General features: G+C 60.3%; 21 protein-coding genes, 1 tRNA gene and 1 other RNA gene. 11 read left to right on the top strand and 12 right to left on the bottom strand.

Translation table 11 applies throughout. The annotated features are described in order from the left end of the window. Window positions 1-257: 257 nt before the first annotated feature. Window positions 258-980: a GNAT family N-acetyltransferase gene (locus ACFSYH_RS05460; RefSeq protein ID WP_377465635.1), complete on the top strand. Its 723-nt coding sequence runs from the start codon at window positions 258-260 to the stop codon at window positions 978-980. Window positions 981-1,169: 189 nt separating this feature from the next. Here the strand turns inward: ACFSYH_RS05460 and ACFSYH_RS05455 are convergent. Beyond that, window positions 1,170-1,257, bottom strand: a tRNA-Ser gene (locus tag ACFSYH_RS05455). A gap of 205 nt (window positions 1,258-1,462) precedes the next feature. Between ACFSYH_RS05455 and ffs the strand changes: the two genes are divergently transcribed. Beyond that, window positions 1,463-1,558, top strand: an RNA gene (gene ffs, locus ACFSYH_RS05450) — signal recognition particle sRNA small type. A gap of 33 nt (window positions 1,559-1,591) precedes the next feature. Here the strand turns inward: ffs and ACFSYH_RS05445 are convergent. The 5 genes from ACFSYH_RS05445 to ACFSYH_RS05425 are packed head-to-tail and all read right to left on the bottom strand — an operon-like array spanning window position 1,592 to window position 6,560. Further along, window positions 1,592-2,512, bottom strand: a complete 921-nt coding sequence (locus ACFSYH_RS05445; protein ID WP_377465633.1) for a siderophore-interacting protein — start codon at window positions 2,510-2,512, stop codon at window positions 1,592-1,594. Continuing rightward, window positions 2,502-3,380: an ABC transporter ATP-binding protein gene (locus tag ACFSYH_RS05440; protein ID WP_377465632.1), complete on the bottom strand. Its 879-nt coding sequence runs from the start codon at window positions 3,378-3,380 to the stop codon at window positions 2,502-2,504. Before ACFSYH_RS05440 ends, ACFSYH_RS05445 begins: the two co-directional genes overlap by 11 nt. Continuing rightward, window positions 3,377-4,453 carry a FecCD family ABC transporter permease gene (locus ACFSYH_RS05435; RefSeq protein WP_377465631.1) on the bottom strand — a complete coding sequence of 359 codons (1,077 nt, stop codon included), beginning with the start codon at window positions 4,451-4,453 and terminating at the stop codon, window positions 3,377-3,379. Before ACFSYH_RS05435 ends, ACFSYH_RS05440 begins: the two co-directional genes overlap by 4 nt. Beyond that, window positions 4,450-5,499 (bottom strand): FecCD family ABC transporter permease, encoded by a 1,050-nt coding sequence (locus tag ACFSYH_RS05430; RefSeq protein ID WP_377465630.1) that lies wholly within the window; start codon window positions 5,497-5,499, stop codon window positions 4,450-4,452. The genes ACFSYH_RS05435 and ACFSYH_RS05430 overlap by 4 nt, the downstream gene beginning before the upstream one ends. Then, window positions 5,496-6,560 (bottom strand): iron-siderophore ABC transporter substrate-binding protein, encoded by a 1,065-nt coding sequence (locus tag ACFSYH_RS05425; protein WP_377465628.1) that lies wholly within the window; start codon window positions 6,558-6,560, stop codon window positions 5,496-5,498. The genes ACFSYH_RS05430 and ACFSYH_RS05425 overlap by 4 nt, the downstream gene beginning before the upstream one ends. A gap of 239 nt (window positions 6,561-6,799) precedes the next feature. Between ACFSYH_RS05425 and ACFSYH_RS05420 the strand changes: the two genes are divergently transcribed. Together ACFSYH_RS05420 and ACFSYH_RS05415 are read left to right on the top strand one after the other, a co-directional pair. Beyond that, window positions 6,800-7,450 (top strand): ABC transporter ATP-binding protein, encoded by a 651-nt coding sequence (locus ACFSYH_RS05420; protein ID WP_377465627.1) that lies wholly within the window; start codon window positions 6,800-6,802, stop codon window positions 7,448-7,450. After that, on the top strand, window positions 7,443-8,642 hold the full coding sequence (locus ACFSYH_RS05415) for a hypothetical protein (RefSeq protein WP_377465625.1): 1,200 nt from the start codon (window positions 7,443-7,445) through the stop codon (window positions 8,640-8,642). The genes ACFSYH_RS05420 and ACFSYH_RS05415 overlap by 8 nt, the downstream gene beginning before the upstream one ends. 7 nt (window positions 8,643-8,649) lie before the next feature. On the opposite strand, the gene ACFSYH_RS05410 is transcribed toward ACFSYH_RS05415, so the two are convergent. Genes ACFSYH_RS05410 through ACFSYH_RS05395 form a run of 4 tightly spaced genes read right to left on the bottom strand, consistent with a single transcriptional unit; the run spans window position 8,650 to window position 11,800 of the window. After that, on the bottom strand, window positions 8,650-9,555 hold the full coding sequence (locus tag ACFSYH_RS05410) for an ABC transporter substrate-binding protein (RefSeq protein WP_377465624.1): 906 nt from the start codon (window positions 9,553-9,555) through the stop codon (window positions 8,650-8,652). Between the two features lie 10 nt (window positions 9,556-9,565). Next, window positions 9,566-10,300, bottom strand: a complete 735-nt coding sequence (locus ACFSYH_RS05405) for an ABC transporter permease (RefSeq protein ID WP_377465623.1) — start codon at window positions 10,298-10,300, stop codon at window positions 9,566-9,568. Beyond that, on the bottom strand, window positions 10,297-10,977 hold the full coding sequence (locus ACFSYH_RS05400) for an ABC transporter permease (RefSeq protein WP_377466097.1): 681 nt from the start codon (window positions 10,975-10,977) through the stop codon (window positions 10,297-10,299). The genes ACFSYH_RS05405 and ACFSYH_RS05400 overlap by 4 nt, the downstream gene beginning before the upstream one ends. A gap of 1 nt (window position 10,978) precedes the next feature. Continuing rightward, entirely contained in the window at window positions 10,979-11,800 is an 822-nt protein-coding gene (locus tag ACFSYH_RS05395; protein ID WP_377465620.1) for an ABC transporter ATP-binding protein, read from the bottom strand. A gap of 264 nt (window positions 11,801-12,064) precedes the next feature. Here ACFSYH_RS05395 and ACFSYH_RS05390 point away from each other — a divergent pair, with 264 nt between their 5' ends. Further along, entirely contained in the window at window positions 12,065-13,483 is a 1,419-nt protein-coding gene (locus ACFSYH_RS05390) for a dihydrolipoyl dehydrogenase family protein (protein WP_377465619.1), read from the top strand. Window positions 13,484-13,486: 3 nt separating this feature from the next. On the opposite strand, the gene ACFSYH_RS05385 is transcribed toward ACFSYH_RS05390, so the two are convergent. Next, window positions 13,487-15,127, bottom strand: a complete 1,641-nt coding sequence (locus tag ACFSYH_RS05385) for a methyl-accepting chemotaxis protein (protein ID WP_377465618.1) — start codon at window positions 15,125-15,127, stop codon at window positions 13,487-13,489. Between the two features lie 782 nt (window positions 15,128-15,909). Here ACFSYH_RS05385 and ACFSYH_RS05380 point away from each other — a divergent pair. The 6 genes from ACFSYH_RS05380 to ACFSYH_RS05355 all read left to right on the top strand — a co-directional run bounded on the left by ACFSYH_RS05380 (window position 15,910) and on the right by ACFSYH_RS05355 (window position 23,902). Next, window positions 15,910-16,833, top strand: coding sequence for a MetQ/NlpA family ABC transporter substrate-binding protein (locus ACFSYH_RS05380; protein ID WP_377465617.1), 924 nt, complete (start codon window positions 15,910-15,912; stop codon window positions 16,831-16,833). A 148-nt stretch (window positions 16,834-16,981) separates the two neighbouring features. Beyond that, window positions 16,982-18,190: a methionine ABC transporter ATP-binding protein gene (locus tag ACFSYH_RS05375; protein ID WP_377465616.1), complete on the top strand. Its 1,209-nt coding sequence runs from the start codon at window positions 16,982-16,984 to the stop codon at window positions 18,188-18,190. Next, entirely contained in the window at window positions 18,187-18,879 is a 693-nt protein-coding gene (locus tag ACFSYH_RS05370) for a methionine ABC transporter permease (RefSeq protein WP_377465614.1), read from the top strand. The genes ACFSYH_RS05375 and ACFSYH_RS05370 overlap by 4 nt, the downstream gene beginning before the upstream one ends. 350 nt (window positions 18,880-19,229) lie before the next feature. Next, window positions 19,230-22,550 (top strand): DNA polymerase III subunit gamma and tau, encoded by a 3,321-nt coding sequence (locus ACFSYH_RS05365; RefSeq protein ID WP_377465613.1) that lies wholly within the window; start codon window positions 19,230-19,232, stop codon window positions 22,548-22,550. Between the two features lie 106 nt (window positions 22,551-22,656). Next, a complete protein-coding gene (recR, locus tag ACFSYH_RS05360; protein ID WP_377465611.1) occupies window positions 22,657-23,253 on the top strand; it encodes a recombination mediator RecR in 597 nt (198 codons plus the stop codon). A gap of 22 nt (window positions 23,254-23,275) precedes the next feature. Next, window positions 23,276-23,902 carry a DUF5063 domain-containing protein gene (locus tag ACFSYH_RS05355; RefSeq protein ID WP_377465609.1) on the top strand — a complete coding sequence of 209 codons (627 nt, stop codon included), beginning with the start codon at window positions 23,276-23,278 and terminating at the stop codon, window positions 23,900-23,902. 125 nt (window positions 23,903-24,027) lie between these two features. Here ACFSYH_RS05355 and ACFSYH_RS05350 read toward each other — a convergent pair whose 3' ends face one another. Next, on the bottom strand, window positions 24,028-25,176 hold the full coding sequence (locus ACFSYH_RS05350) for an ABC transporter permease (protein WP_377465608.1): 1,149 nt from the start codon (window positions 25,174-25,176) through the stop codon (window positions 24,028-24,030).

Here is a 25,176-nt window from a genome sequence, read left to right as displayed (position 1 = left end):
CTATCACCGGCGGATTCTCACCGGCTTTGCCGGTTTCATCGACGACGATCCCTCACCTCGCGCATCCGCTTCGCCTTCCAGCCACGCACAATCGATAGAGGGCCTCTCCACGCGAAGCGGCGTGTCACGCCCAGTCCACACAGGAAAGCCCTGCTGCGATGAGAATAAATAGCGTGACCGGGAAGCCATGTGCGGCGGATACTTGGATGGTTCTGCTCATTACTGGGCATTTTCACAACACACCGCTAGGAAACGCTATGTTCTCGCAAGCAGTCGCTGACGCATGGTTCACCCCATATGGACAGGGGCAAACGTTGGTCGACAACGAAACCTGCCGAATCGTCGTCAATCCAGATGCACAACACTCACATACAACCCACTTCATGGCTCCGCCTGAACAGCGGGTTCAGATCCTTGTGGGCGAGCAAGCCGCAGAGCGGATTGCGCCGATCCCACAAGGCGCCACAGTCCAGGATGTGCAGGACGCGCTCAAGACGGCTGGGGCCGAGACCGATGAGGCAGACCGTATCCACGTGTACCTGCCAGCGGCACTCGTGGGGTTGCGGGACCAGGACGCGGTGCGGGTCCTGACACAAGACGACGCGGAGGCATTCGCACGGTTCGAGGCCGCAGCGGACCCAGACGAACTAGACGAAGCCTACGTGGAACTCGACCACTGGTGTGTCATGGGCGTCTTCGACGGAGATGAACTCGTCGCTGCGACGAGTGCCTACCCGTGGCGGGAGAGCAAACTCGCTGACATCGGAGTCATCACGCGTGCGAGCCACCGTCGACGCGGCCTTGCAGTCCAGATGGTGCATGCCATCTCACGCGAGATTGTCAAGCGCGGATACGAACCGATGTACCGCGCCGGGGTAAGCAACGATGCGTCAGCCGGAGTGGCCCTCGCGGCAGGAATGACCCGGATCGGCGTGTGGCAGCAGTTCCGATTCGGTGACGGTGAGAGTGTCGAGCAGTAGACTCCTCCCAGAATCTCGATGGGTTGTTTTTGTTCCAGGTGCATAGTTTTTGAATGTTCACCCGGGCGCTTTTCGTCCCATCGGATGAGTGACGCGTAGCGCCACTCGTGCTTTGGGTCTCATGACTGACTAAGGTTCCAAGAACGACAAGGCCCCTGACCGCTTAGCGGTCAGGGGCCTTGTCTGTTGTGGCGGAGGATGGGGGATTCGAACCCCCGAGGGCTTGCACCCAACCGCCTTTCCAAGACGGCGCCATAGGCCACTAGGCGAATCCTCCAAGTGTGCTCGGTCAACGTGTTTCCCGAACAACCAACGAGAAAACTCTACCGAACTTTTCTCGAAAACCCGAATCTAGCGGGCGAAAGTGATCGAAACCACCTACGTTCCCGGAACGAGGTATCAACCTGCTGCCTGCACACTTCCGGTTGCGTCCAAACTGGTAGCCGTTTTTCCAAACTGGAGTCAGTTGGTATAGAGTGGAGGTCGACTCCTCGTGTGGTGTCATCTCACTGAATCCCCCAGGGCAGGAATGCAGCAAGGGCAGGTGGGCTCTGGCAGGTGCGCGAGGGGTCTTTTTGTTGCCGTAAACCCTTGTTGCCGTAAACCCAGGGTCACACTTCGGCGCGGCCCAAACGCCAGTAGCCCATGAAGGCAACGGCTCGGCGGTCCACGCCGTGTACCCCAACAAGGTGTCTGCGTAGTTCGCGCACCGCGGAAGCCTCGCCAGCGAGCCACGTGTAGAGTTCAGCGGACTTGAGCGCGGCACCGCCGCGAGCGGAGCGGGGGACTTCCCACAGGATCTCGTCGAGTGGAATCTCCTCAACCACGGACACGTGTCCCGGAGGATTCAACTCCTCAATGACCTCCTTGGTCGCGGACACCAGGAACTCGTTGCGCTCGCGGCCTGCGCGGGATCCGGTGACATAGCGTACGTCAGGGCGGCGTGGAAGATAGTTGATGTCGTGCTCGTGCGGTAGTTCGAGAACCACTGTCGCAGGGACATCCGGGTATTGTTCCAAGATGCAGGCGATGGCGGGAGCCGCGGTCTCATCGCCGACAAGCAGTACGTGGCCGACGTTCTCGGGTGGAACGAAATCGATTCCGAAACTCACTCCGGTTGCCGCTGTCGTCGGCCCGAAGATAAGCACCTCGTCACCCGGGCGAGCGCCTTGGATCCACTGGGAGGCGGGGCCGGACACCTCGTGGACGACCATGTCTATGTCTACCTCGCACACCTCGCGTCGTACGGCTCGAGTGGTGTAGGTGCGGAATGGCGGACGCTCGTGCTCGGGCATGGATCGCCAGTCCTGATACCAGTCTGGGCCGGTGGGCATGGCTTCAAGGTCGTGGACGGGCAGGATCCCCGGGTCAGCGGTCATGGGGCCGAACACGACCTTGATGCGTTGATCGTATCCGGGGTCGCCGTAGTCGGCGAGGTCCTGTGAAGTGAACGTGAAGCGCCGGAAACTCGGCGTGATGTCTTGGATGGAGCGAACCGAAGCGCGGAAGAACCGCGACTGCTCAGCGGGCATTGGAACTACTTTCGGATGTGAGTGGAATGGAATCCCCAGTTGGCTGTACGGGATCGCCTAACTGAGAGCCGCGGACGTGGTGTCGTCCTCGTGGCGAGACGAGTGGGGTCTGGGAGACGGGGTCTTGGGTTACCTGTGCAGGTAGGGCGAACACATCGTGTACGAGTTCTTCCGTGATGACCTGTTCGGGTGTTCCCTGGGCCACCAGGGTTCCCCCACGCAGTGCGATGATGTGGTGGGAGTAACGGGCCGCGAGGTTCATGTCGTGCATAACCATCACGATGGTGGTGCCGCGCGCCCTGTTCAGGTCAGTCAGGAGATCAAGGATCTCGATCTGGTGTGTGAGATCAAGAAACGTGGTCGGTTCGTCAAGAAGCAGGATGTCGGTTTCCTGTGCGAGTGCCATCGCGATCCATACTCGCTGGCGTTGACCGCCCGACAGTTCATCAACGCTGCGGTCGGCGAGTTCGGAGATGCCGGTGTCCTGTAATGCCTGGGCGACAATCTCATAGTCGTGTGCGGTCCAGCGCGCCAGGAGCTTTTGGTGTGGTTGGCGCCCACGGCCGACGAGGTCAGCCACGGCTATGCCCTCGGGGGCGATCGGTTGCTGAGGGAGCAGTCCAACAACCTGAGCGACCTGTTTGGTCGGGATCGATCGGATGTCCTTGCCGTCCAGATGTACTTCACCCGTGAATGGTTTGAGCAGTCGGGCGAATCCACGCAGAAGGGTCGATTTGCCGCATCCGTTGGGGCCGATGATCGAGGTGATGGCTCCGCTGGGGATGTCCAGATCGAGGTTGTTCACGATCACGGTGTTCCCGTAGCCGAGTGACAGATCGCGTCCGATGAGCGAATGTTCTTTGGTCATAGCGAACGACCACCTTGGTTGGTGCGGATGAGCAGGAATACGAGATATGGGGCGCCGAGCAGACCCGTGATGACACCAACCGGATAGCGGGTCGGGAAGGCGAACTGGCCGATGAGATCTGCAGCGAGCACGAGAATCGCTCCCACACAACCTGCGGGGACGAGTAGATTGGCGCCGGGTCTAATGAGCCTGGCAGCGATTGGGCCGGACATGAATGCGACAAAAGCAACCGGACCGGCGACTGAGGTTGCGAAGGCGAGTAGGATCACTGCCCCGAAGAGCAGCACGACCCGTGAGCGCTCGACCTGCACGCCAAGGGCGGTCGCGCTGGATGCCCCAAGACGTAGAGCCTCGAGGTTGCGGTGTTGGAGTAGGACAACCGGGAGGAGGAGCGACACGAGGGCAAGCGGTGCGATCTGAGACCACGAGACACCATTCAGACTACCGGTCATCCAGCGCATCGCTGCCTGTATGTCCCAGGCAGCGGCCTTCGACAGGGCATAGGAGATAACGCTGCTGAGCATTGCGGCAACACCGATTCCAATGAGGATGAGACGGGTTCCCTGGAACGCTCCCTTGTAAGACAGGAAGTAGATCGCCAGTGCGGTTGTCAGTGCGCCGCCGAAGGCCGCGAGGGACACGGCGGCGTCGCTCAGTGAGAAGAACACGATAGCGATGACGGCACCCGCGCTTGCTCCCTGGCTGATACCGATGATGTCGGGAGAGGCGAGGGGGTTACGCAGGAGCGTCTGAGTGGTGGCACCAGCCACGCCAAAGGCGAAACCAGCGAGAATACCCGCGACTGCGCGAGGTAGTCGTAACTCGCCTACGGTGAACGAAGCGCCCGGTACCTGCTCGCCAAGGACAACGCGTACGACATCGGTCAGCGGATAGAACCGTTCACCGATCATTAGCGATCCCAAGAACAGCGCGGCGACAAGCGACCCCAGAACTACGTAGCCCATGATGGTACGTCTGTTGTTCCGCCGCCGCCAGTACTGGAGTTGTGCTGCATCGACGGCGGAGAGTTGCCCTGAGGCTTCATTGCGCGAAGCCAGCTTTGAGAGGGTCACAGTTCCCGAACCTTTTGTCGTCGGATGATCCAGATGAACACAGGTGCCCCAATGATTGCGGTGACAATGCCGACCTGGATCTCTTGTGGACGAGTGATAATGCGTCCCACCACGTCTGCGGCAATCAGTAGACTGGCGCCGGTGATCGCAGAGAACGGCAGAAGCCAGCGGTGATCGGTTCCGACGAGAAGACGGCACAGGTGCGGGACGACCAGGCCGACAAAACCGATCGGGCCTGCCACTGCGGTTGCCGCGCCGCACAGAATCACGGCACCGAAGGACGACACCATTCGGGTCCGCGCGACGTTCTCTCCCAGGCCAGCCGCCATATCGTCGCCAAGCGCGAGGGAATTCATTCCCCGTGCGCACATGAACGTGATGAGCGCACCCACCGCGAGTACCGGGGCGAGTACGGCGAGACGATCCCAGGTTGCTCCACCGACTCCACCGATCTGCCAGAAACGGAATGACTCCATGACATCAACACGCGGTAGCAGCACCGCGTTGGTGAGTGCTTGGAACGCCGCGGAGATCGCGGCCCCCGCGAGGGCCAGTTTGAGCGGGGTCGCTCCGCCTCGTCCGAGTGAGCCGACCGCGTAGACGAAGACGGCAGCGCCAGCAGCGCCGGCTATGGCGATACTGATCTGCGTCCAAGGGTTGGTGATGGAGAAGAACACGAGTCCCACAACCACCGCAAGCGCTGAGCCGGCGGATACTCCAAGGATTCCGGGGTCGGCGAGCGGGTTGCGGGTGACTGCCTGCATGGTTGACCCGGCGAGTGCCAGGGCCGCACCGATCAGGATGGCGAGCACAGTTCGTGGTAGTCGGGCCACGACGGCGGCCTCTGAGACGCTCTCGGCGGACCCGCCCAGTGCCGCGAACACGTCTGTGAGGGTGACTGATCGTGCGCCAAAGGTGACGGAGGCGAAACAGAGTAGTGCAAGGATTCCGAGAGCGACCCCGAACCAGGTGAGTTTGAGCGCCGTGGATCGACGCAGTGAACTCAGCGATTCGGGGTCGCTCAGGGGTGGTGCGATGGTGTTCACTCTTGGTCGAGTGGCCCAGACAGTACGGAGAAGTACTCGTCGATTCCCCAGCCGATTGAGAGTGGGGATGGGTTGGCGGAAGCTGCGAGCGGCGTGCCGTTCTCAAGGATGGCGATGCGGCCTTCCTTGACCGCAGGGATCTTCGACAGCAGTGGGTCTGCCTGGATCTGCTCGACGAGGTCGCCTCCTGGGTCACCGTAGGTGACGAGGACATCGATGTCCTCGAAGCGGTCTGCTTCCTCTGCTGAGACGCTCACGTAGAAGCTGTCTGTCTTCGCGGATTCTTCCTTGACGATTTCTGGAGCGGGGAGTCCCAGACCCTCCAGGAATCCTGGACGGGTGTCATGGCTGGTGTAGAAGCCGATCTGGGAGAAGTCAGATGGGTCGAGGAAGGTGAACAGGACGGTCGCGTCTTTTAGCGCGGCGTGCTTGTCGAGTGAGGCGTTGGTCTCTGCTTCGAGCTGCTCGATGAGTGCGTCTCCCTGTGCACTCAGGCCGAGCGCCTTGGAACTCAACTGGATCATTTCCTCATACGAGGTGCCCCACGCAACCTTTGGGTAGGCTACGACCGGTGCGATCTTGGAGAGCGTGTCATATTCTTCCTGGGTCAGGCCGGAGTATGCTGCGAGAATGACGTCGGGGTTGGTGTTGGCAACTGCTTCAAAGTTGATTCCGTCGGTCTCATCGAATAGGACAGGTGCTTCCGCGCCAAGTTCTTCGAGTTTGGTTTCAACCCACGGCAGAATACCGTTGTCATCGTCGTCGCCCCAGGTGGCCTTGGAGATTCCGACCGGTACGATTCCGAGGGCCAGTGGCACTTCGTGGTTGGCCCAGGCGATGGTTGCGACTCGTTCTGGTTTCGCCGGAATGGTGGTGGTTCCAAAGACGTGGTCGATCGTGACGGGGAATGCGTCTTCTGCCGGCGTTTCAGTGGTGTCGTCGGTTGTCTGTGTGCTTGGCGCGCTTGAGGTCTCGTTGGTCTCTGGCGCGTCGGTTGAGCAACCTGCAAGGGTGAGTGCTGCGGCCGTGACGAGGGCAGCGACAATCCGGGTCCGGGACAAGAGCGTCTCCTAGATGAGTTTGGTTCGGGTAAGGTTAGCCTATCTTAAGTGTGCGATGTGACAAAGGCCTATCGTGTACATCACATCTAGGGCGCTGTGGGCAGAGAGTCGGTGGGCGCCTGGTTTCAAGCCTCTGATTGGCGACGATCCTGCCGCTTCATCTGATCCGGCTTGCGTTTGGCTGGGGCACGGTGGGGAATTGACCCCACCTTTTCTTAAGTCGAGTAGATTTGCTTGCAGTGCCGACACTCAGAACCCCACACGCAGAGGAACACATGGACAGCGGACTGAAAGTTTCCGGAATAACCGTGGGCTATGGCGACTCCGTAGTGATCGACCGACTCGACCTTGACATCGCCAACGGTCAGGTACTGATCGTGACCGGGCCGAACGGGGTTGGAAAGTCCACGCTCCTGCGAGCGTTGGCCGGTCTGCAATATATGGACTGCACTGAATACCTGATAGACGAGAAGCCCTGCTCCCCGCACGGTGCGAAACACAGGGCCATAACCCACTCAATATCCGAAGAATGGCCCTGGCTGCCCGGCCTGACAGTGGGGGACCACCTTGCACTGTACGGCGGTATTGGGCAGGGGGACCCCGCCGCTAGCCGGGCATTTGAGTACCTCGGCATCACAGATCTGCTGGATCGACTACCGTTCTCGCTCAGCACCGGCCAAGAACGACGTGCCGCTCTTGCCTCGATCGCAGTACGCCCCTGGAAAGTCTTGTTCCTTGATGAACCTGAACGTGGCCTAGACCTGGAACATCAAATGCTGCTTGGAGAGATGCTGAAGGAACTCCTCCCCGGACGCTGCATGGCGATCGCAACCCATCGCCCAGACCTGTTCGCGGAACTCCCGGCCGTGGAGTTGAAACTCGGTGCTTAAACGATGGGGTTCTGAACTCTCCGAGGTCCTCTATGGAACTGCAGCAATCATTATCGGCTGTGTTCTCGTCACCAGTGGAGTCGTCACACTTGGCGGGCAACTCGTTTCACTGATGAGACTCGGCGTGCAGCCACGCACGCTTACCGTCGTGGCAGTGCTCGCAATAGTTGTCGCGTCCTGGCGTACCGCAGTGTTTGTCGGCCCATGGCGCGTCTCAACGGCAGAACTGGTGTGGACTCCCGAACGTGCCGAAATACGCACCGCCCTATGGGCGTCGGCCTCGATAGTCGCTGGAACCGTCGCTGTCCTTATCGGCCTGCTCGCATCGATCACCCACAACCTGGGGATGAACAGCGTGGAGATCATCGCGTGGGTTGCGCTCGCGGTTGGAGCTTCCGCCTGGGCATTCCGTGCGGCGGAGGCTATGCAGCACGAAGGACACACGGGTGTTCCACGGTGGCGTCTCCTGCGTGCAGACGCGAATGTACGTTCGGTGCACTCCGCCTGTATTTCGATTGATGGTGCCGCACTCACGCTCCTACGAGACCAGCGCACTCGTGCTACACGAACACCGATCATTCCCACAATCCAGCCCACCGCCTTCGCCTTGGCCCGGACCATTGTCGCTCGTACTGCGACAGACCAATGGAGACTCGCGGTATCGATTCTTGCCTGTTCTACGCTCGGCGGGATTGTCCTCGGCCCAGTGCTTGGTCACCTCATTGCGGCAGGCGGGGTATTGGCTCTTGCACTGCGTCAATCGCGCGTCTGGGCTGCATGGCGTGCCTCCGCTCTTATCCGCAGGTCCCTCTCTACCGTGTACGGACCAGCAGAGGCAGCGATGCTGGCCGGAACCTGCACCATGCCCCTGCTGGTCGGAGTCACTGCAACCCTCGCTGCTGGTTGGGCCAGCGCGTTGCCAGGACTCGCAACGGTTCCCCTTGCAGTCGTGTATGTAATCGTTGAACGGACCCGCGCTTTGGCGGTACTGGAACGCAGCGGGCCGCTCGGCACCATGATTCAACTGCCGGACCTTGGGCCAGTCCCAGTCGGCCTGTTCTCCAAGGTGCTCTCGGGGTGGTGCTCAGCCGGGGCCTGCTGCTACATCGCGATCGTCCACACCAGCGTCATTCCTGCCCTGGTACTTGCCACACTGCTTGGCATCTCCGCAGTACGTCAACGGCTCTCTTAGTGAGGGCTTAACTCAGACCGTTGGCACTGAGCCAATCCGTCGCAATAACTGCTGGCGACTTCTCCTCCACCGTGCTCTGAACATTCAGTGACACCAAACCCTCAGGGGTGAGTTGTGCGCTCACCGCATTGATGGTCTCCGCGACCTCCGCTGCGATATCCGCGTTGACCAGAGGTACTACGTTGGACGCGAGGAAGAGCGACTCTGGGTCTTCAAGAACCACCAGGTTCTCGGTCTCAATTCGAGGATCTGCCGTGTACACGTTCGCCACGTTGACGGTTCCGGCAACCAGATCCTCAACGGTCGTGTCCCCGGTGGCCGAGAAATCGACGTCGATGCCGTAGGTGGTCTTGAGACCGGTTGGTCCGTACGGGCGCTCGGCGAGCTCGGGTGGCCCACCCAGGGTGAGCGGAATGGAGATGTCTGCGAGGTCGGAGATTGAAGCCAGCGAGTGCTCTTGAGCGAATTCCCCAGTCACCGTGTAGGAGTCCTGATCGCTTGCGGTTGCCTGATCGAGGACCGTGAGACCCTCAGGGAGGGCCTCTTTCAACGCGCCATAGACGTCAGCGGAGGAACGTGCCAGGGTCTCGCTGTCAAAGTACTGCAGCAGGTTGCCGGTGTACTCGGGGAAGAGGGAGATTGCTCCGCTCTCAAGCTCTGGCATGTAGGCATCGCGTTGCCCGATGTTGAACTTGCGATCAACCGTGAACCCATCGTTCTCAAGGGCTTGCGCGTAGATCTCTGCGATGATCTCGTTTGAGTAATAGGCCTGCGAGCCCACCACGATGGTTGCCCCGTTGTCTTGATCGGGTGATGCGAGTGGATCGTTTGAGGAGCAGGCGGATAGCGCAATGGCTGCCGCGAAAGCGGTTGTCAGTGCGAAGGCGTTCCGCATCTTTTGTGTCGTGGACATCGGTTTCTCCTTAGGAGTTGTTTGCACGAGTGGAACGGAGAGCGGGAGCCCGTTGTGCGTTCGAGACTCCGTGAACGGTGGATCGCAGTCCTCGGGGCACCGACATGCGTTGCATCAATGTGAGCAGGCCGTCAATGACCAGCGCCAGGAGGGCAACAAGTAGTGCGCCGCCGAGGACCATGTCGTAACGTCGTAGGGCAAGTCCTGTGATGATGGGTAGTCCAAGGCCACCCAGATTGACGTAAGCGGCTATCGTCACGGTCGCGATGACCTGCAACATGGCGGAGCGAATCCCACCCATGAGCAGTGGGAGTCCCAGTGGAATCTCTACTCGGAACAAGATCTGTCGCTCAGACATTCCGACTGCACGGGCAGAATCAATAACTGACCGGTCGATTGCCTCAATGCCGGAGTAGGCTCCAGCGAGTAGGGAGGGGATGGCGAGGACAACGAACGTCACGAGGGCCGCCTCGGTCTTCTGCGTTACCCCAAAGACGAGTACCAGCAGGATGAGCAGGCCGAAGGAGGGAACGGCGCGGGCTGCTCCGGAAAGGCCAACGGAGATCTCGCGTCCGCGGCCAGTATGACCTATGGCCCAACCGGCTGGCACCGCAATGAGCGCGGCTCCGGCGACGGCAAGGACGGTGAAGGTTAAATGCTGTAGCAACAGCACGTGTAGCGCATTGGATCCCTGCCACTGTTCGGAGTCTAGGATCCAACGAAAGGCATCGGTCAAGAGATTCATGCGGACAGGTCCTTCGAGCGAGACCTAGAGCGCGCCACAGCCCGACTGCCGCGAGTCCATGGCATGAGGAGACGTCCCGCGGCAACGATGAGTTGGTCGATGACCAAGGCGAGGAGGGTGACAACCACAAGCCCCGTGAACACCTCGGCGATGATCCGGCGTTGCAAACCGTTCGTGAACAGATAGCCGAGGTTGGTGACCCCCACCAGAATCCCAACAGTCGCGAGGGCGATCGTGCTGACCGCGGCTACTCGTAAGCCCGAAACGATGACGGGACCTGCCAGAGGCAGATCGACCGCCCAGAACCTGCGTACGGGACCATACCCGAGCGCCATGGCCGCTCGTCGTGTATTTGGATCAACCGAACTGAGTCCATCTGCAACCGACTGCACCATAATCGCAATCGCATAAATTGTCAGGGCGACCACCAGATTGATCTCGCTCGTCGCCGGGAATCCTATGATGAGCGGCAGGATGAGCAGCATCGCGAGCGATGGAATCGTGTAGAGCAAGCCAGTGCCGGTGAGGACAACTGCGCGGATGCGCTTATACCGCCATGCGGCCCACCCGAGCGGGAGGGACAGAGCAAACCCCGATGCGATTGCCATGAGGCTCTGGCGCAGATGATCGAGCGTCAGCGCACCGATGAGGCTGAGGTTGTCTAATGCCCAACCCATATCATTGCTCACCGCCGGAGAGGATGCCTTGAGTTCTGCCGTCTGCGTCGACCACCACCGGCCCCGTTTCGGTCTGCTTGATGCGCAGGACTCGTTTGCCGCGTCCAGCGCCGATGAATGAAGCAACGAAGTCACTTGCAGGATTCTCCAAAATCTCGTTTGGAGTCCCCACCTGAAGTTTCTGAGCTCCTGCCGCGAGGATGACAACCTGATCTCCGAGCAGGAAGGCCTCATCGACATCGTGGGTGACAAAGATGACGGTCTTGCCCAGTTCCCGCTGTAGTTGCAGTAGTTCCTGCTGCAGTTCGGTGCGCACGATGGGGTCTACGGCACCGAAGGGCTCATCCATCAGCAGTATGTTCGGATCCGAGGCAAGCGCACGGGCCACGCCTACTCGTTGCTGCTGTCCGCCCGACAACTGATGTGGGTAACGGTCTGCCATATGTGGTTCCAATCCCACTGTTTCCAGCAGTTCAAGCGCGCGGCTGCGTGCTGCGGCACGTGACTGCCCTTGAAGCCGCGGAACGGTCGCGATGTTGTCTGCGATCGTGAAGTGGGGGAGGAGACCCGCATTTTGCATGACGTATCCGATCCGTCGGCGCAACTGGACGGGAGGCTCGTCTTTCACGTCCTCGCCGTCGATGAGAATGCTTCCCGTTGTTGGTTCAACCATCCGGTTCACCATACGCAACAGTGTGGTCTTCCCGCATCCGGAGGAACCCGCAAGGACGGTGATCTGACGAGACGGAACAATGAGATCGAACTCATCGACTGCGACCGTGCCATCTGGAAACTGCTTGGTGATCTGCTTGAACTCAATCATGCGTGCCTCGACGTGTTGTTTTGGTTTTCGCTTTGTTGCTCAGCATCCAACGCAGTTTATCGCAGCAAGCACCGCCACTCTCTTCGAAAAGTCAGCAGAGAGTATCTTGCTGTATCGGTTCGTCTGTGCCGAGTTTGTGACGGGGAACGAAGTATTGATTGTTTCGGGAGGTAACGCGAGCATCGGTGGCTATGCAATCCTCGGCGGAGTATTCTTCTTGGTCTCGGCCGTTCGGTTGGGTGCGGTTCTACGGGGGAGGGCATCATGAAGCAGACTGACAGTGCGACAGACGACTACGATCTGATCGTCATCGGCGGTGGAGCCGTCGGTGAGAATGTCGCCGACTATGCGACCAAACGTAGCCTGCGTGTCGCCATCGTGGAGTCGGACCTTGTCGGTGGCGAATGCTCCTACTGGGCATGTATGCCGTCAAAGGCGCTCCTGCGAAGCGGGCAGGCACTCCGCGCGGCGCGGCGTCTGGCGGGTGCGCGCGAGGCCGTCGGCGAGAGTGTGGACGTCGAAGCGGTTCTGGCCCGGCGCACCTCTTTCACCAGCAATTGGCAGGACGATGGCCAGGCCGAATGGGTTGATTCGGCCGGAATCGACCTGATTCGCGGATACGGACGTTTGGTCGGTCCTGGCCGGGTGCAGGTGGGGGAGCGCGTCTACTCGGCGCGTGCCGTTGCCTTGGCCACGGGGTCTTCTCCCGTCCTGCCGCAGATACCGGGTCTGGATCGGGCCAAGCCGTGGGGAACCAGAGAGGCAACGGCAACTGACCGGGTTCCCGAGCGTCTCATCGTGATCGGTGGCGGCGTTGCAGGCACCGAACTTGCCTTGGCGTTCTCGTCTCTCGGGGCTCAGGTGAGCCTCTTGTCTCGGAGTACTGTCCTCCTTGCGCGCGAGGAACCGTTCGTGGGCGACTACCTCGCGGACTCTCTACGTGACGAGGGCATAGATGTGCGCCTCGGGGTAACTGTTGCACGCGTGAATCGCGGTGAAGATGGAACCGTCACGGTTGAGCTGGAGGGAGGGTTCCAACTCCATTCTGATGAGGTGTTGGTTGCCACCGGGCGTCAGCCGAACGTACGTGATCTCGGATTGGAGACTGTCGGGGTGGACCCGAATCTCACGGTCGATGACACGATGCTTGTGTCTGGCACTGACTGGCTGTATGCGGTTGGCGATGTAAATGGACGCGCGCTGTTGACGCACCAGGGCAAATACCAGGCACGTGCAGCAGGTGAGGTCATCGCGGCGCGCTTGAGGGGTGCACCGGTTCGGGATGCTCCCTGGGGCCAACACGTTGCGACGGCCGATGGGCCCGCAGTGCCCAGAGTGGTGTTCACGGATCCTGAGATCGCAAGCGTTGGCCTGACCGAGCGGCAGGCACGTAAGGCTGGCGCAAACGTACGTGCTGTCGAGTATGACCTCGGCTCGGTCGCAGGTGCCTCACTTCACGCAGACGGGTACGCGGGTCACGCGAAAATCGTGGTTGATGAGGATCGCGGTGTTCTCGTTGGCGCGACGTTCCTGGGCCAGGACGTCGCCGAACTCCTCCACTCGGCCACAATCGCCATTATCGGCGAGGTGCCGATCGACAGGTTGTGGCATGCGGTCCCGGCCTACCCCACAATCAGTGAGGTGTGGTTGAGGCTTCTCGAGGCCTACGGACGTCCCTCCTAGCCGTCAGAACTTGAAGGCGCTGACACGGTTGCGCAGTTCAGTCGCCATCTGCGCGAGTTCTTGTATCGAACTTCCCATCTCGCCGAGCGTCTGCGAACTCGCAGACGCGGATTCGGCGACACCGGTGATGTTCGCAGCGATCTCACCGGAACCAGTTGCCGCCTCGGTGACCGAACTGGCCATCTCGCTCGTCGTGGCGGTCTGTTCCTCAACGGCCGACGCAATCGTCAACTGGTACTCGTTGATGTTCGCGATGATCTCGGAGATCTGCCCGATTGCGCTGACAGCGCCCGTCGTGTCCTGTTGAATCGCCTCAACGCGACGGGCGATGTCCTCGGTGGCCTTGGCGGTCTCCTGGGCCAGTTCCTTGACCTCACCTGCGACGACAGCGAAGCCCTTGCCTGCCTCGCCGGCGCGTGCCGCCTCAATGGTCGCGTTGAGCGCCAGCAGGTTCGTCTGTTCCGCGATGCTTGTGATGACCTTGATGACGTTGCCGATTTCCGCCGAGGAGTCCCCGAGTCTCGTAACCTGGCTGTTTGTCACCTTTGCGACCTCTGTAGCCTGCCCGGCGACGCGTGCCGCCTCAGATGCGTTCTGCGCGATCTCGCGGATTGAGGCACCCATCTCCTCGGCGCCAGCGGCTGCGGTCTGCACATTGCGGGAAACCTGTTCTGCCGCCGAGGCGACCACGCCCGCCTGGGCGGTCGTCTCGTCAGCTCCAGCAGAGATTTGCGACGAGGCGGCGGACAGTTGTTCGGAGGCTGCAGCGACAGAGCCTGCAGTCTGGGAGACAATGGAGAGCGTCGTTCGCAGCGAGGTTTGGGCGGCTCCAAGAGAACGTGCCATTTGTCCCAGTTCATCTGAAGAACTGACCGGCGCTTCAACCGTGAGGTCGCCACTAGCCATCGCGGTGAGTGCATTTTGAACCGAGGTTGTCGCGCTGCGCACTGTGTTTCCGACCAGCCACGCGATCAAGATCAGGATGCCCGCCGCTGCGATCAGCACAATCACCACGATGACAATCGCAGACGTGGCTTTGGCGCTGGACGCTTCGCTGACGGATTTAACGTACGCATCGAGTTCCAGAGCGACTGCATCGAGCGCATCCACATAGGTGTCTTTCAATGGCTCGGTGACCTGCTGTAGCACTCGCTGGTACTCGGCTCTGTTTCCAGACATGGCGGCGGGAACCAACTGGGCATCCCGCTCCTGACGCCATTGACGATATGCGGGTAGGAAATCAGCCCAGGCAGTCGTGTTCGTGCCACCGCCCGCCTCAAACGCGGCGATGCCCTCGTCGACCTCTGCGTCATTGTCGACTTGATCGGCCAACCACGCCTGGCGGTCGGCTTCCGACTCTACAGCGACAAGTTGCGCGGCGATCATTCGACCCTTGAGCTGGCCTTGGTGAACGGTCTGCAGCGGTGCCTCCATATTGTGCACGATGTCTGAGAGGGTGCGGGTCTCGCCGGCCACCTGCGTTAGTTGGACCAACGTGAAGGCACCAACGCCTGTTGAGATAACGACTGCCGTGACCGCAAGGGCAAGGATCTTTGTACGAATGCCAAGATCCTTGAACCAGGACAACCCGTTTCGTGCTGGTTGTCCTGCGTTTCTGCTGACGTCTCTGTCTTGTACTGGCATGTCGATATCCCTTTGTCATCTCGTCCATCTAGGACTTCCTGCCTACTCAGATCGGCTCGTTATCCAGAGTTGCTAGGGATTTGCAATCGGAGAGCGGGTGAAAATGCGCGACGTTCGGCAAGGCAGCCCTGTTGCGTGATCGAGCATCCATAAACGTGTCTGAACTATGGCCGCGAAGATGTGCAAACTGGAACGTCCTCGCGAAGAGCGGCAGCGAGCACTGAGCGGCACGCAAGCCCATGTCCGCGGAGCGGGACAAACACAAGTTATCTTTGTCTCGAAATGCGGAATTGAATTGGGGTGATATGTCCTAATTTAAGCGCTTTATGCCGGTATTATGGATTAATAATTGCTCGAATAATGAGACGATCGCTCGTCTGCTGGATATTTGAAGGGCCTGCCCCTCATGATTGAGACATGTTCAGCACACAGCACCCAGTCTCAGCGCGTCAGGCAACCATGCCACGCGAGATGTGCTGTGCTATGCGTTCAATGCTCAGCGGGTGTTGTCGTAACTAACGACCACCCGAATCGGGGAAACACTCGATAAGAGCACTGGCTGTTGCGTTTACAGTCAGGCACAGGTTGCGCTGTGGCTGCCCGTTCTGAGGGCATCACTGTTCTAGGAATCCACATCATTCAGCGTGAATGCCATTCGGCGAGCGAAGAACCACGTGAAGATCGCTGAAGAATGGGTTTCGCATGGCTGGTAAGCCATTCAACGTTCCGCCGGCCCCACAGGGCCTTTGCAGGCGATCCCTGCACATTCATTGGAGAAAACCATGACCCGTAAGTCCCCACTCAAGTCCGTTGTCGCGCTTGCGACCGCCGCTACCCTTGCGTTCTCTCTCGCTGCGTGCTCGCAAGACTCAGGCGAACAGAACACAGGCGACGACACCCAGGCTTCCACCAAGGGAACCGAAGCAGACCCAGTAAAGCTCGGTGTCGTCGGCGCAGAGGACTACTGGCCGGTATTCGTCGAGGAAGCAGAGAAGGAAGGCATCTACGTAGAGATTGTCGACTTCAGCGAATACTCGATTCCAAATGTCGCACTGACCGAGGGCGAAATCGACCTCAACCAGTTCCAGCACCTGCTGTTCCTTGCAGGATACAACGTTGATGCTGGTCAAGATCTTGCTCCAATCGCTGCGACGGCTGTTTACCCACTGGGTCTCTACTCACAGAAACACACCTCGGTTGACACCATCACCGGTGGTGAGATTGCGGTTCCAAACGACCCAACCAACCTGTCGCGTGCTCTGCTTGTGCTCCAGGATGCAGGCTTGATCGAACTGCGCGACGGCGGTTCCGCGTTCTCCACCGAACTCGATGTCCTGCCTGAGTCGAAGGTAACGGTTCGCCCGGTTGACGCTGCCCAGACGGTTGTCTCGCTGCCGGACGTTGAGGCGTCGATCGTGAACAACGACTTCCTCAAGGACGCAGGCCTTGAGGCAAGCGACGCTCTCTACCGCGACTCAGCTGAGGCCGAGGGCGCTCGCCCATACATCAACGTATGGGTTGCACGTGATGCAGAGAAGGACAGCGAACTGTACGCAAAGCTCGTCGAGATCTACAAGCGTGATGTCATCCAGGAAGGTGTTCTGGAGGCTTCCGGCGGCACCGCGGCAGTCGCAAACCAGAGCGGCGCAGAGCTCGAAGGCTTCCTCGACGAGATCGAGGCAGACTTCAAAGCTGCAAACAACTAAGTAGTTCGCTTATGAGGCGGCGCTCGCACGGACGGTTCCGCGCGGGTGCCGCCTTTTGCGGCGTAACAAGGGATTGCTGACCTCCCTAAGCTGTGGCAGATTTGTCCCAGTTGATAGGTTGAATGCCGTCACGGAAACCGGAGCCTTTATGAGTCAGTCCACGACCATTGTGGAATTCAAGAATGCTGAGAAATACTTCTCGTCCAAGGGGAGCACCGTCAAAGCGGTTGACGGTGTGAGCCTGCAGATCCAACAGGGCGAGATCTACGGCGTGATCGGCTACTCGGGTGCGGGAAAATCGACCCTTGTTCGCATGATCAACGCGCTGGAGCCAGCTACAGGCGGAAACGTCATCGTCGATGGGCATGACCTCTCCACCCTGGGCGAATCAGCCCTTCGCAAACTGCGCCTCGAAATCGGCATGATCTTCCAGCAGTTCAACCTGCTGCAGTCACGAACCGTGAGCCGTAACGTCGCCTATCCACTCGAAGTGGCGGGAGTCCCCCGCGCTGAGCGAAAGCGACGGGTGGCCGAACTCCTCGAGTTCGTAGGGCTGACCGATAAGGCCAAGGCGTATCCGTCGCAACTCTCCGGCGGTCAAAAGCAGCGCGTCGGCATCGCCAGGGCGCTTGCGACGAGCCCCAAGATCCTGTTGGCAGACGAGTCCACCTCGGCGCTCGACCCGGAAACCACAAACGACGTTCTTGAACTACTGGCCAAGGTGAATCGTGAACTCGGGATCACCGTGGTTGTGATCACCCACGAGATGGAGGTGGTCAAGCAAATCTGCGATCGCGTGGCAGTCATGGAGAACGGCAAGGTCGTGGAAGAGGGCACCGTCTATCAGGTGTTCTCCCACCCGGAACACAATGCAACCAAAAAGTTTGTGTCCACAGCGATCAAGGACAAACCCGATCCCAAAACGCTCGAACGTCTGCGAGAACGTCACCCAGAACACCTGGTCACTGTGTTCGTGCATCAAGACGGTGGATACGGACGCCGCATCACGGATGTACTGCACGAAAACAACGTGCGCGGTGGAATCGTCTACGGCGGAATCTCCGAGATCAAAAAGCAGCCGTTCGGCTCGCTTACCTGGGGACTCGAGGGCACGGAGGAAGCGATCGCAGCATTCATCAGAACGCTGAGCACCTACACCCATGTTGTTGACCTGGGCACGGCCGCCAACCCGATTGATGGCTTCGGATACGCTGATTTAACCGCCAACAGTGGTGGCGGGGAAAGCGTAGATAACCCAGATCACACACCACGCATCGACGTGGCGCTTGATGCCGCAGCCAAGTCACTGGACAACACCGCCAATCCAGCCGCTCGATTCCTCGGAGGCGACAAATGACCCCCGTCTTCACTTTCTTCGGCTCGGGCAAGACCGACTGGGATCGAATGTTCCCAGAACTCCTGAGCGCGCTCGGCGACACCATGTTCATGGTTGCCGTGGCCCTCTTCGCGGGTGGATTCGTCGGCTTGATCTTGGGTTTGAGCCTGTATCTGACCCGACCTGGGAACCTGTTCTCAAACCCAGTCGTGTTCACTATCCTGAACTTCTTGGTGAACCTGGTTCGCCCTATCCCATTCATCATCTTCCTCGTCGCAATCGGACCGCTCACACGTGTGGTCGTCGGCACGACTCTGGGACCCAACGCGGCAGCCTTCGCGATGTCATTGATGGCACTGTTCGCGTGCTCCCGCTTGGTCGAACAGAATCTGGTGTCACTCGACCCCGGCGTTATCGAGGCCGCACGAGCCATGGGTGCCTCAAAGTTCCGTGTCATCTTCACGGTGGTCATCCCTGAGGCTCTCGGGCCGCTCATCTTGGCCTACACCTTCCTGTTCATCGGCATCATGGACATGTCCGCGATGGTCGGCGTCATCGCAGCCGGTGGTATCGGTGACTTCGCACTGAGGCATGGATACCAGCGAATGAACTGGGAGATCACGTTCGCCTCGCTGATCGCGATCATCATCGTCGTCCAGTTCGCGCAATTCTTTGGAAACTGGCTGGCACGCAGGGTCATGCGCCGCTAGGCGCACGAACATACCCAACTCGAGACCTCCGCATCCACGCTGGGTGTGGAGGTCTCGTCGTCAATAGGCAATCGCTCACAACCACGTGGATGGTTCGGGCGCATCTAGAGCATGAGGTGCGGTCAACCTGTAGGTTTTCACTTCACCGTGTACAGAAAAACTCGTGCGGTGAAGTGAAACCCACACATTCAAAGATGGCGTTGCTCTTCGCTGCGCTCCCTTGTTTCGCTGGTGCCTATAGCGCGTAACTGCGTCTGCTGCGTTGCGGTAGCGTTCTGCTGCGCGAGACCGCTACCCTCCACTGCGCTCCCTTGTTTCCCGCTGTCAGGGGTATCTACTAAGGTTGCTGTGTGAGTACTGCACTGTATCGTCGTTACCGCCCAGATTCGTTCGCTGAAATGATCGGCCAAGAGCACGTGACCGCTCCGCTGATGCAAGCGCTGCGATCCAACCGGGTCAACCACGCGTACCTGTTCTCAGGCCCACGCGGCTGCGGTAAGACGACGTCGGCGCGGATCCTCGCGCGGATCTTGAACTGCGCACAGAATACCGAGGCAAATCCCACGGACACGCCGTGCGGTCAGTGTCCATCGTGCCTCGAACTGGCGCGTGGCGGTTCGGGATCGCTCGACGTGGTGGAGATTGACGCGGCCTCACACGGTGGTGTTGACGATGCTCGCGACCTGCGCGAACGGGCTACCTTCAGCCCCACGCGCGACCGGTTCAAGATCTTCATTCTCGACGAGGCCCACATGGTCACCGCGCAGGGCTTCAACGCCCTGCTCAAAATCGTGGAGGAGCCACCTCCGTACCTGAAGTTCATCTTCGCGACCACGGAGCCGGACAAGGTCATTGGCACGATTCGCTCGCGTACGCACCACTATCCGTTCAAGTTGGTTGCGCCCGAGATCATGAACAACTACCTCGAACAGTTGTGTGCCGCCGAGGGGATCATCGCACGCGACGGCGTCTTGCCGCTCGTGGTGCGTGCCGGTGGCGGCTCGGTCCGCGACACCCTGTCCGTGCTCGACCAGCTCATCGCTGGCGCGGCTGGCGGCGTGCTCGAGTACGATCACGCGGTCGCGTTGCTCGGATTCACCCCAGCCACGCTTCTCGACGAGGTGGTTGAGGCGCTGGGTTCGCGTGACGGCGGATCGTTGTTCCGGGTTGTTGAACAGGTTGTTCAGACCGGTCATGAACCTCGCCGATTCGTTGAGGATCTGCTCGAACGCCTGCGCGATCTTGTTGTCATCTCTCTATCCGGTGACTCCGCCGCCGCAGTTCTTCCGGCGGTCCCCGCAGACCAGTTGGCCCGTATGCAGGGTCAATCCGGAATGCTGGGCGCCGCAGAACTCTCACGTTCCGCGGACGTGGTCAATGCCGCGCTGACTGAGATGAGCGGAGCCACCTCGCCACGGCTTCACCTGGAACTCCTCTGCGCACGCCTACTGCTTCCGGCCGCTGATGCATCGGCAAGCGGACTCGGGGCCCGGATCGACGGTATTGAACGTGCGATCGCCGGGGGAGCGCCTCGCGGCGGCGCCAGTACTAATGCCACTATTAGTATTAATGGTTCTATGAGCACCAATAGTACTAATAGTGCTGATGCTATTCCGAGCGGTCCCGGTACCGGTCAAGGAGCAGGAGAACGCAAGTCACTTCGCCCGGAGTCCACGCGCCGTAAGCCTGTCGGTCCAGAGACTGCGACCAGTGCATCTGATGGCTCAACGAACTCTGGAGCACAGAGCAGCGGAGTCGCACCCGGATCAATGTTCGCGACTTCGGCGCCCACCGGCATCTTTGGCGCTCCACCAGCTTCGCCCCCGGACACGGTTCAACCTACCCAACCACAGCCTGAACCAGTTCACTCCGAAACCTCTACCTGGGTTGCGACCCAACCACAGACTCCCCAACCTCCAGCGCAAACAGATGCGCCGCACAAACAGCCACCTGCCTCACAGGAACAGCCTGCCACGCAACCACGTGCATCTGAAACACAGCAGCCGCGTCCACTCGAGCCTGAACTTCCCGCTCAAGTCGGTGTATACGATGGTCCGCGCGACGAGCAGGGTCGCCCACTGGCTGCGAATACCGGGTGGCACACCGTCGATTCACGGCAGCCACACGCCGCGACCCAAGTATTGGGCACAGAGCCAGAACGCCAAGAATCTGCACCACAGCAGCCACCGACCCCGGCACAGCCGGAGCAACAGCCTCAACAGCAGCACCTTCCCGCTGAAGAAGCCCAGCCGCTGCAACCCAACCCGCAGCCAACTGCGCAGGCCGACGAAACCGAGGTGTTCAAACAACGGTGGCCCGAGGTCGTTGACGCGCTCAACGCAATGAGCCGTGCGACCGGAGCGCTGATCGGTCAGCACGCAACAGTGGAACACCTCGACGCACAAACGCTCTACCTGGGGTTCCCGAACGAGAACCTGCTGCGACCATTCTCGGCCCGACAGGGTGACAACCTTGTCGCCGCAGCCGTCAAGAACGTATTGGGGTTCGAGGTCCAGGTCATAGCGGACGTGCAGGGGTCGCCGAAATTCCCAAAAGCCGGTAGCAGCACCGACACCGCGGCTGCTGCACCAACCGACAGCCCCCGAACAGATACCGACCAGGTAACACCACATCAGAGCGCCGCGGCCACGACGCCGAACGGGGCACACTCGCCGGATGAACCCGCACGCACCCACGAACCGCTCCCACCGCTTGCGTCCCAAACGTGGCAGGCCCATGAATCTGCTCCGCAGGACCACTGGACCACATCCAACAGTTCGATGACCCCGCATGGTGCGGGCGGCTCCCCAAACAGCCCAGCGCCGTCCCATGAACCGGGGGCGCAGGAACCTGACCAGCACCCCCAGAGTCGCGAACCAAAGGCTGGTACGGAGGATGTGCCGCACAGCGACGTGTCGCTGAGCAGTGTGCCGTCGCAGGCAGGGCAACGGCCTCTCCAAAACTCGGAACAGCGGGCTCAGCAGCCTGCATCAGAACAGAGTGGACAGGCAGCATCACGGCAACCGAGTGAGCCGGCACCGTTCGATCCACTGGCGGCAGTCTCCATTTTTGGTGCAGCGGTTGGCGCCTTTGCAAGCACTCAACCCAACCCGACCCCAGCCGTGCCGCGGATTGGGGAGACAACCGGCCAGATCGTCGATAATCTGGCGGCGCAGCGGCAGACCGCGCAGTCGGCGATCCCACCGGTAGCGTCCTCCAGCACACGCGGGGACGGATACTCCGACATACCCGCGTACGATGACTTCCCGCAGGAACCACCTACCGATGATTGGGGGGCGCCCGCCCAGGAGGCAGACGGATACGGCGCGGCATCTGGTGGGGGGAGCCCAGTATCTCCCGAGATCACTCCTGCCAGTGGTCCCTCCGTGAACAGTCCAGCCGATCAGATGCTGACGCAGAGCGGCACAAGTGCGAGCAGCCCAGCAGCGGCAACGCCAGGGCAGAGTATTCCACCGTGGGAGGAAACCCCGCGGCAGGCAGCCGCTCGCAGAGCAGCGGAGCTCGCTGCACGGGAGGCTGAACGTCAACAGGTCGTTGACGATCCACAGCCAGATGACGAGGACCTGGAGGCATCAAACCTCGTCGGCGTACCGCTTGTGATGAGCATGTTCGGGGCAACCATCATCGACGAGTTGACGGACGAGGCATGATTCAGGGTGGGCCACGACTCAACCCTGAGATATCGCCCGCGTGAGCGTGAGGGAACACACCCGAAAACGGGCGTGGTAATGCCATTAACGCAGTAGGCTTGTAGCCGTGTATGAAGGCGCGGTACAAGACCTAATCGATGAACTCGGCCGACTCCCGGGCGTGGGGCCCAAGAGCGCCCAGCGCATTGCGTTCCACATCCTCGCAGCGGACCGCGATGACGTGCAGCGGCTCGTGGACGCGCTCACCGAGGTCAAGGCGCGTGTTCGCTTCTGTACGATCTGCGGAAACGTTGCCGAGGAGGAACTGTGCCGGATCTGCCAGGACCCGCGCCGTTCTGCCGCAGTGATCTGCGTGGTCGAAGAGGCCAAGGACGTCGTGGCGATCGAACGTACCCGTGAGTTCCGTGGTCGTTACCATGTGCTCGGCGGCGCGATTAACCCGATGGACAACATCGGCCCGGATGACCTGAGCATCAAGGAACTTCTGGGGCGTCTCGCCGACGGCCAGGTGCAGGAGATCATCCTTGCAATGGACCCGAACGTTGAGGGCGAGGCCACAGCGATCTACCTGGCACGACTCCTCACCCCGATGGGGATCAGCGTGACCCGACTCGCGTCTGGCCTACCTGTCGGGGGAGACTTAGAGTACGCAGACGAGGTCACGCTGGGACGAGCCTTCGAGGGCCGACGCCAGATGGCGTGACATAGAAGCTTAAGGACGAGCAATGACGGACCCGAGTACTCCAGCGACAGTGCAGGACACCACCGACGAGATACACGTGGTGCTGCCACTCGAGGCACTGCGAGAACTCGCGTCCTATGTGGTGCCGCGGATTCGTGGCTTCATTAAAACCTCCGTTGATGTGGCATCGGGTTCAAACCCGGACGCAGATATCTCGCTGATGGTTCTGGCACTGTCCGACCTGCTGAGTGCGGGAGCGCATCTGGGTGCGGTCACCGATATCGTGCCTCCCAAACGATTCGAGCCCGACCTTGAGGGACAGGTGGACCTTGACCCGCTCCGAGAGGCACTGCGCAAGCGGTTCGGTGAACTCGACGAATACCCGGAAATCGTCGACCCGATCGCTGATGAGGAGGTCGAGGATTCGGAAATCTCAGCGGATATCGCCACGATCATTGAGTGTCTGACTCACGGGCTGCACCACTACGATTCAGGGAACCAGATCGAGGCTCTGTGGTGGTGGCAGTACTCTTACATCTCCACGTGGGGCGAGCGCGCCAGCGGTGTGTTGCGGGTCTTGCAGTTCATGCTCATGCACTTGCGACTCGATGTGCCCGACGACGTGGCTGAGGAAGCCCGCTATCAGGCGTTGTTCGCGGACGCGGACTGAACTGAAACGGCTGTGGGTCTCCCGGTTCAAACCGGGAGACCCACAGCCGTTTCAGTTGACATCTAGTATGCGATCTCGCCCAGTTGCTCTGGTGTCAACAGCAGAATGCGAGCGGTGACGTCGCGCTATGCGATGCGTACGCCCTTCGGGAGCTCTGCATACGGAGTGGATAGGCGCTTGGTGGTGCGCCATACGGCAAGCCCGCCGATCACAAGATGGATGGCCACACCGACCGGCCAGACTGGGTCGCCAACCTTGCTGATTGCCTGGTAGTCGTTGTATTCCTGGCGGGTACGGATCTGACCGTCTTCAGTGCACCAGCTATCGGTGTAGGTGAACGCGTCGCTCAGACGGGTCTGGCGCACTCCGGAGGCGAGTTCACGTAGGTACTCGTCCTGGTATACGCGTGAGTCGAATTCGGAGACCTGTGGGGCGGACACGTCAGCCACCAGCACGAATGGGTTGAGCGCAAGTAGAGGCCAGAACTTGTCCTGGTGGGTGCGCTGCTCTGTGTACGTGCTCATCTCGCAGCGGGTGGGGTCACCGGTCACGCTGTCGTAGTCAACGCCCGAATATTGGCGCACGGTCACGGTGGAGGTGACCGTGGCGAGCAACAGGCCCCAGATGATCAGTGAGATCAGGCAGGTGAACGCGACGAAGCCGTAGGAGGAAACGGTCGATCCAGCGAGCTTTGGGGTGCGTGCGGAGAAGTACAGCGACACCGCGCAGACCACGAGCAGCAAGAACGCCATCATGATCAGCGAGGAAAACACGGCGCGTGCGGATACCCCACCTGCGGCGAAGGCCCAGAAGATGAATGGCACGGATACGAACAGGAACGCGAGCGACGCGAACCAGCTTGCAGCAAGCTTACCGAGCGTGATTTCCAGCGGCGTCAGAAGCGAAGCCTGCAGGATCGCCAGGGTCCCCTTGTCTCTGTCGCCGTTGATCGCCGTGGAACTGAGCGTTGGGGTGATGAGTAGACCCATGAACAGGATGAAATACACGTTGGCCGCGAAGATAGCGGCTCCCACCGGGCGAGTCCCGTAAGAGTTCGCCTGAATGGCGGTTGCGATGAGAACGCAGATCGCGCCAACGCCGATGAACCAGAGCAGCAGCGTGGTCTTCCAGCGTGAGGACCGCACCCGCTGCATGAGTTCCAACTGTGCGACGGTTTTGAGGCCATGCCACGTCAGCACCGGGCGCTTTGGCGTGGGCGACGCTGAGGGAGTGGCTTCTGGAATCGGTCCAGTGGTGTTTTCGGTGACAGTCAT

Origin of the sequence: Populibacterium corticicola, assembly GCF_042683685.1 — a bacterium.
GTDB lineage: Bacteria > Actinomycetota > Actinomycetes > Actinomycetales > Cellulomonadaceae > Timonella > Timonella corticicola.
The sequence above is the reverse complement of the archived record's forward strand: the minus strand, read 5'-3'. Positions and strand labels throughout refer to the sequence as shown.

What these genes read in the sequence shown, in the direction of transcription:
- ACFSYH_RS05440 (WP_377465632.1), bottom strand. Translation starts at nt 3,380, where the DNA reads ATGACCAAAGAACATTCGCTCATCGGACGCGATCTGTCACTCGGCTAC.
- ACFSYH_RS05395 (WP_377465620.1), bottom strand. Translation starts at nt 11,800, where the DNA reads ATGATTGAGTTCAAGCAGATCACCAAGCAGTTTCCAGATGGCACGGTC.
- ACFSYH_RS05355 (WP_377465609.1), top strand. Translation starts at nt 23,276, where the DNA reads ATGACGGACCCGAGTACTCCAGCGACAGTGCAGGACACCACCGACGAG.
- ACFSYH_RS05380 (WP_377465617.1), top strand. Translation starts at nt 15,910, where the DNA reads ATGACCCGTAAGTCCCCACTCAAGTCCGTTGTCGCGCTTGCGACCGCC.
- ACFSYH_RS05370 (WP_377465614.1), top strand. Translation starts at nt 18,187, where the DNA reads ATGACCCCCGTCTTCACTTTCTTCGGCTCGGGCAAGACCGACTGGGAT.
- ACFSYH_RS05410 (WP_377465624.1), bottom strand. Translation starts at nt 9,555, where the DNA reads ATGTCCACGACACAAAAGATGCGGAACGCCTTCGCACTGACAACCGCT.
- ACFSYH_RS05445 (WP_377465633.1), bottom strand. Translation starts at nt 2,512, where the DNA reads ATGCCCGCTGAGCAGTCGCGGTTCTTCCGCGCTTCGGTTCGCTCCATC.
- ACFSYH_RS05375 (WP_377465616.1), top strand. Translation starts at nt 16,982, where the DNA reads ATGAGTCAGTCCACGACCATTGTGGAATTCAAGAATGCTGAGAAATAC.
- ACFSYH_RS05405 (WP_377465623.1), bottom strand. Translation starts at nt 10,300, where the DNA reads ATGAATCTCTTGACCGATGCCTTTCGTTGGATCCTAGACTCCGAACAG.
- ACFSYH_RS05390 (WP_377465619.1), top strand. Translation starts at nt 12,065, where the DNA reads ATGAAGCAGACTGACAGTGCGACAGACGACTACGATCTGATCGTCATC.
- ACFSYH_RS05460 (WP_377465635.1), top strand. Translation starts at nt 258, where the DNA reads ATGTTCTCGCAAGCAGTCGCTGACGCATGGTTCACCCCATATGGACAG.
- ACFSYH_RS05400 (WP_377466097.1), bottom strand. Translation starts at nt 10,977, where the DNA reads ATGGGTTGGGCATTAGACAACCTCAGCCTCATCGGTGCGCTGACGCTC.
- ACFSYH_RS05385 (WP_377465618.1), bottom strand. Translation starts at nt 15,127, where the DNA reads ATGCCAGTACAAGACAGAGACGTCAGCAGAAACGCAGGACAACCAGCA.
- ACFSYH_RS05350 (WP_377465608.1), bottom strand. Translation starts at nt 25,176, where the DNA reads ATGACTGTCACCGAAAACACCACTGGACCGATTCCAGAAGCCACTCCC.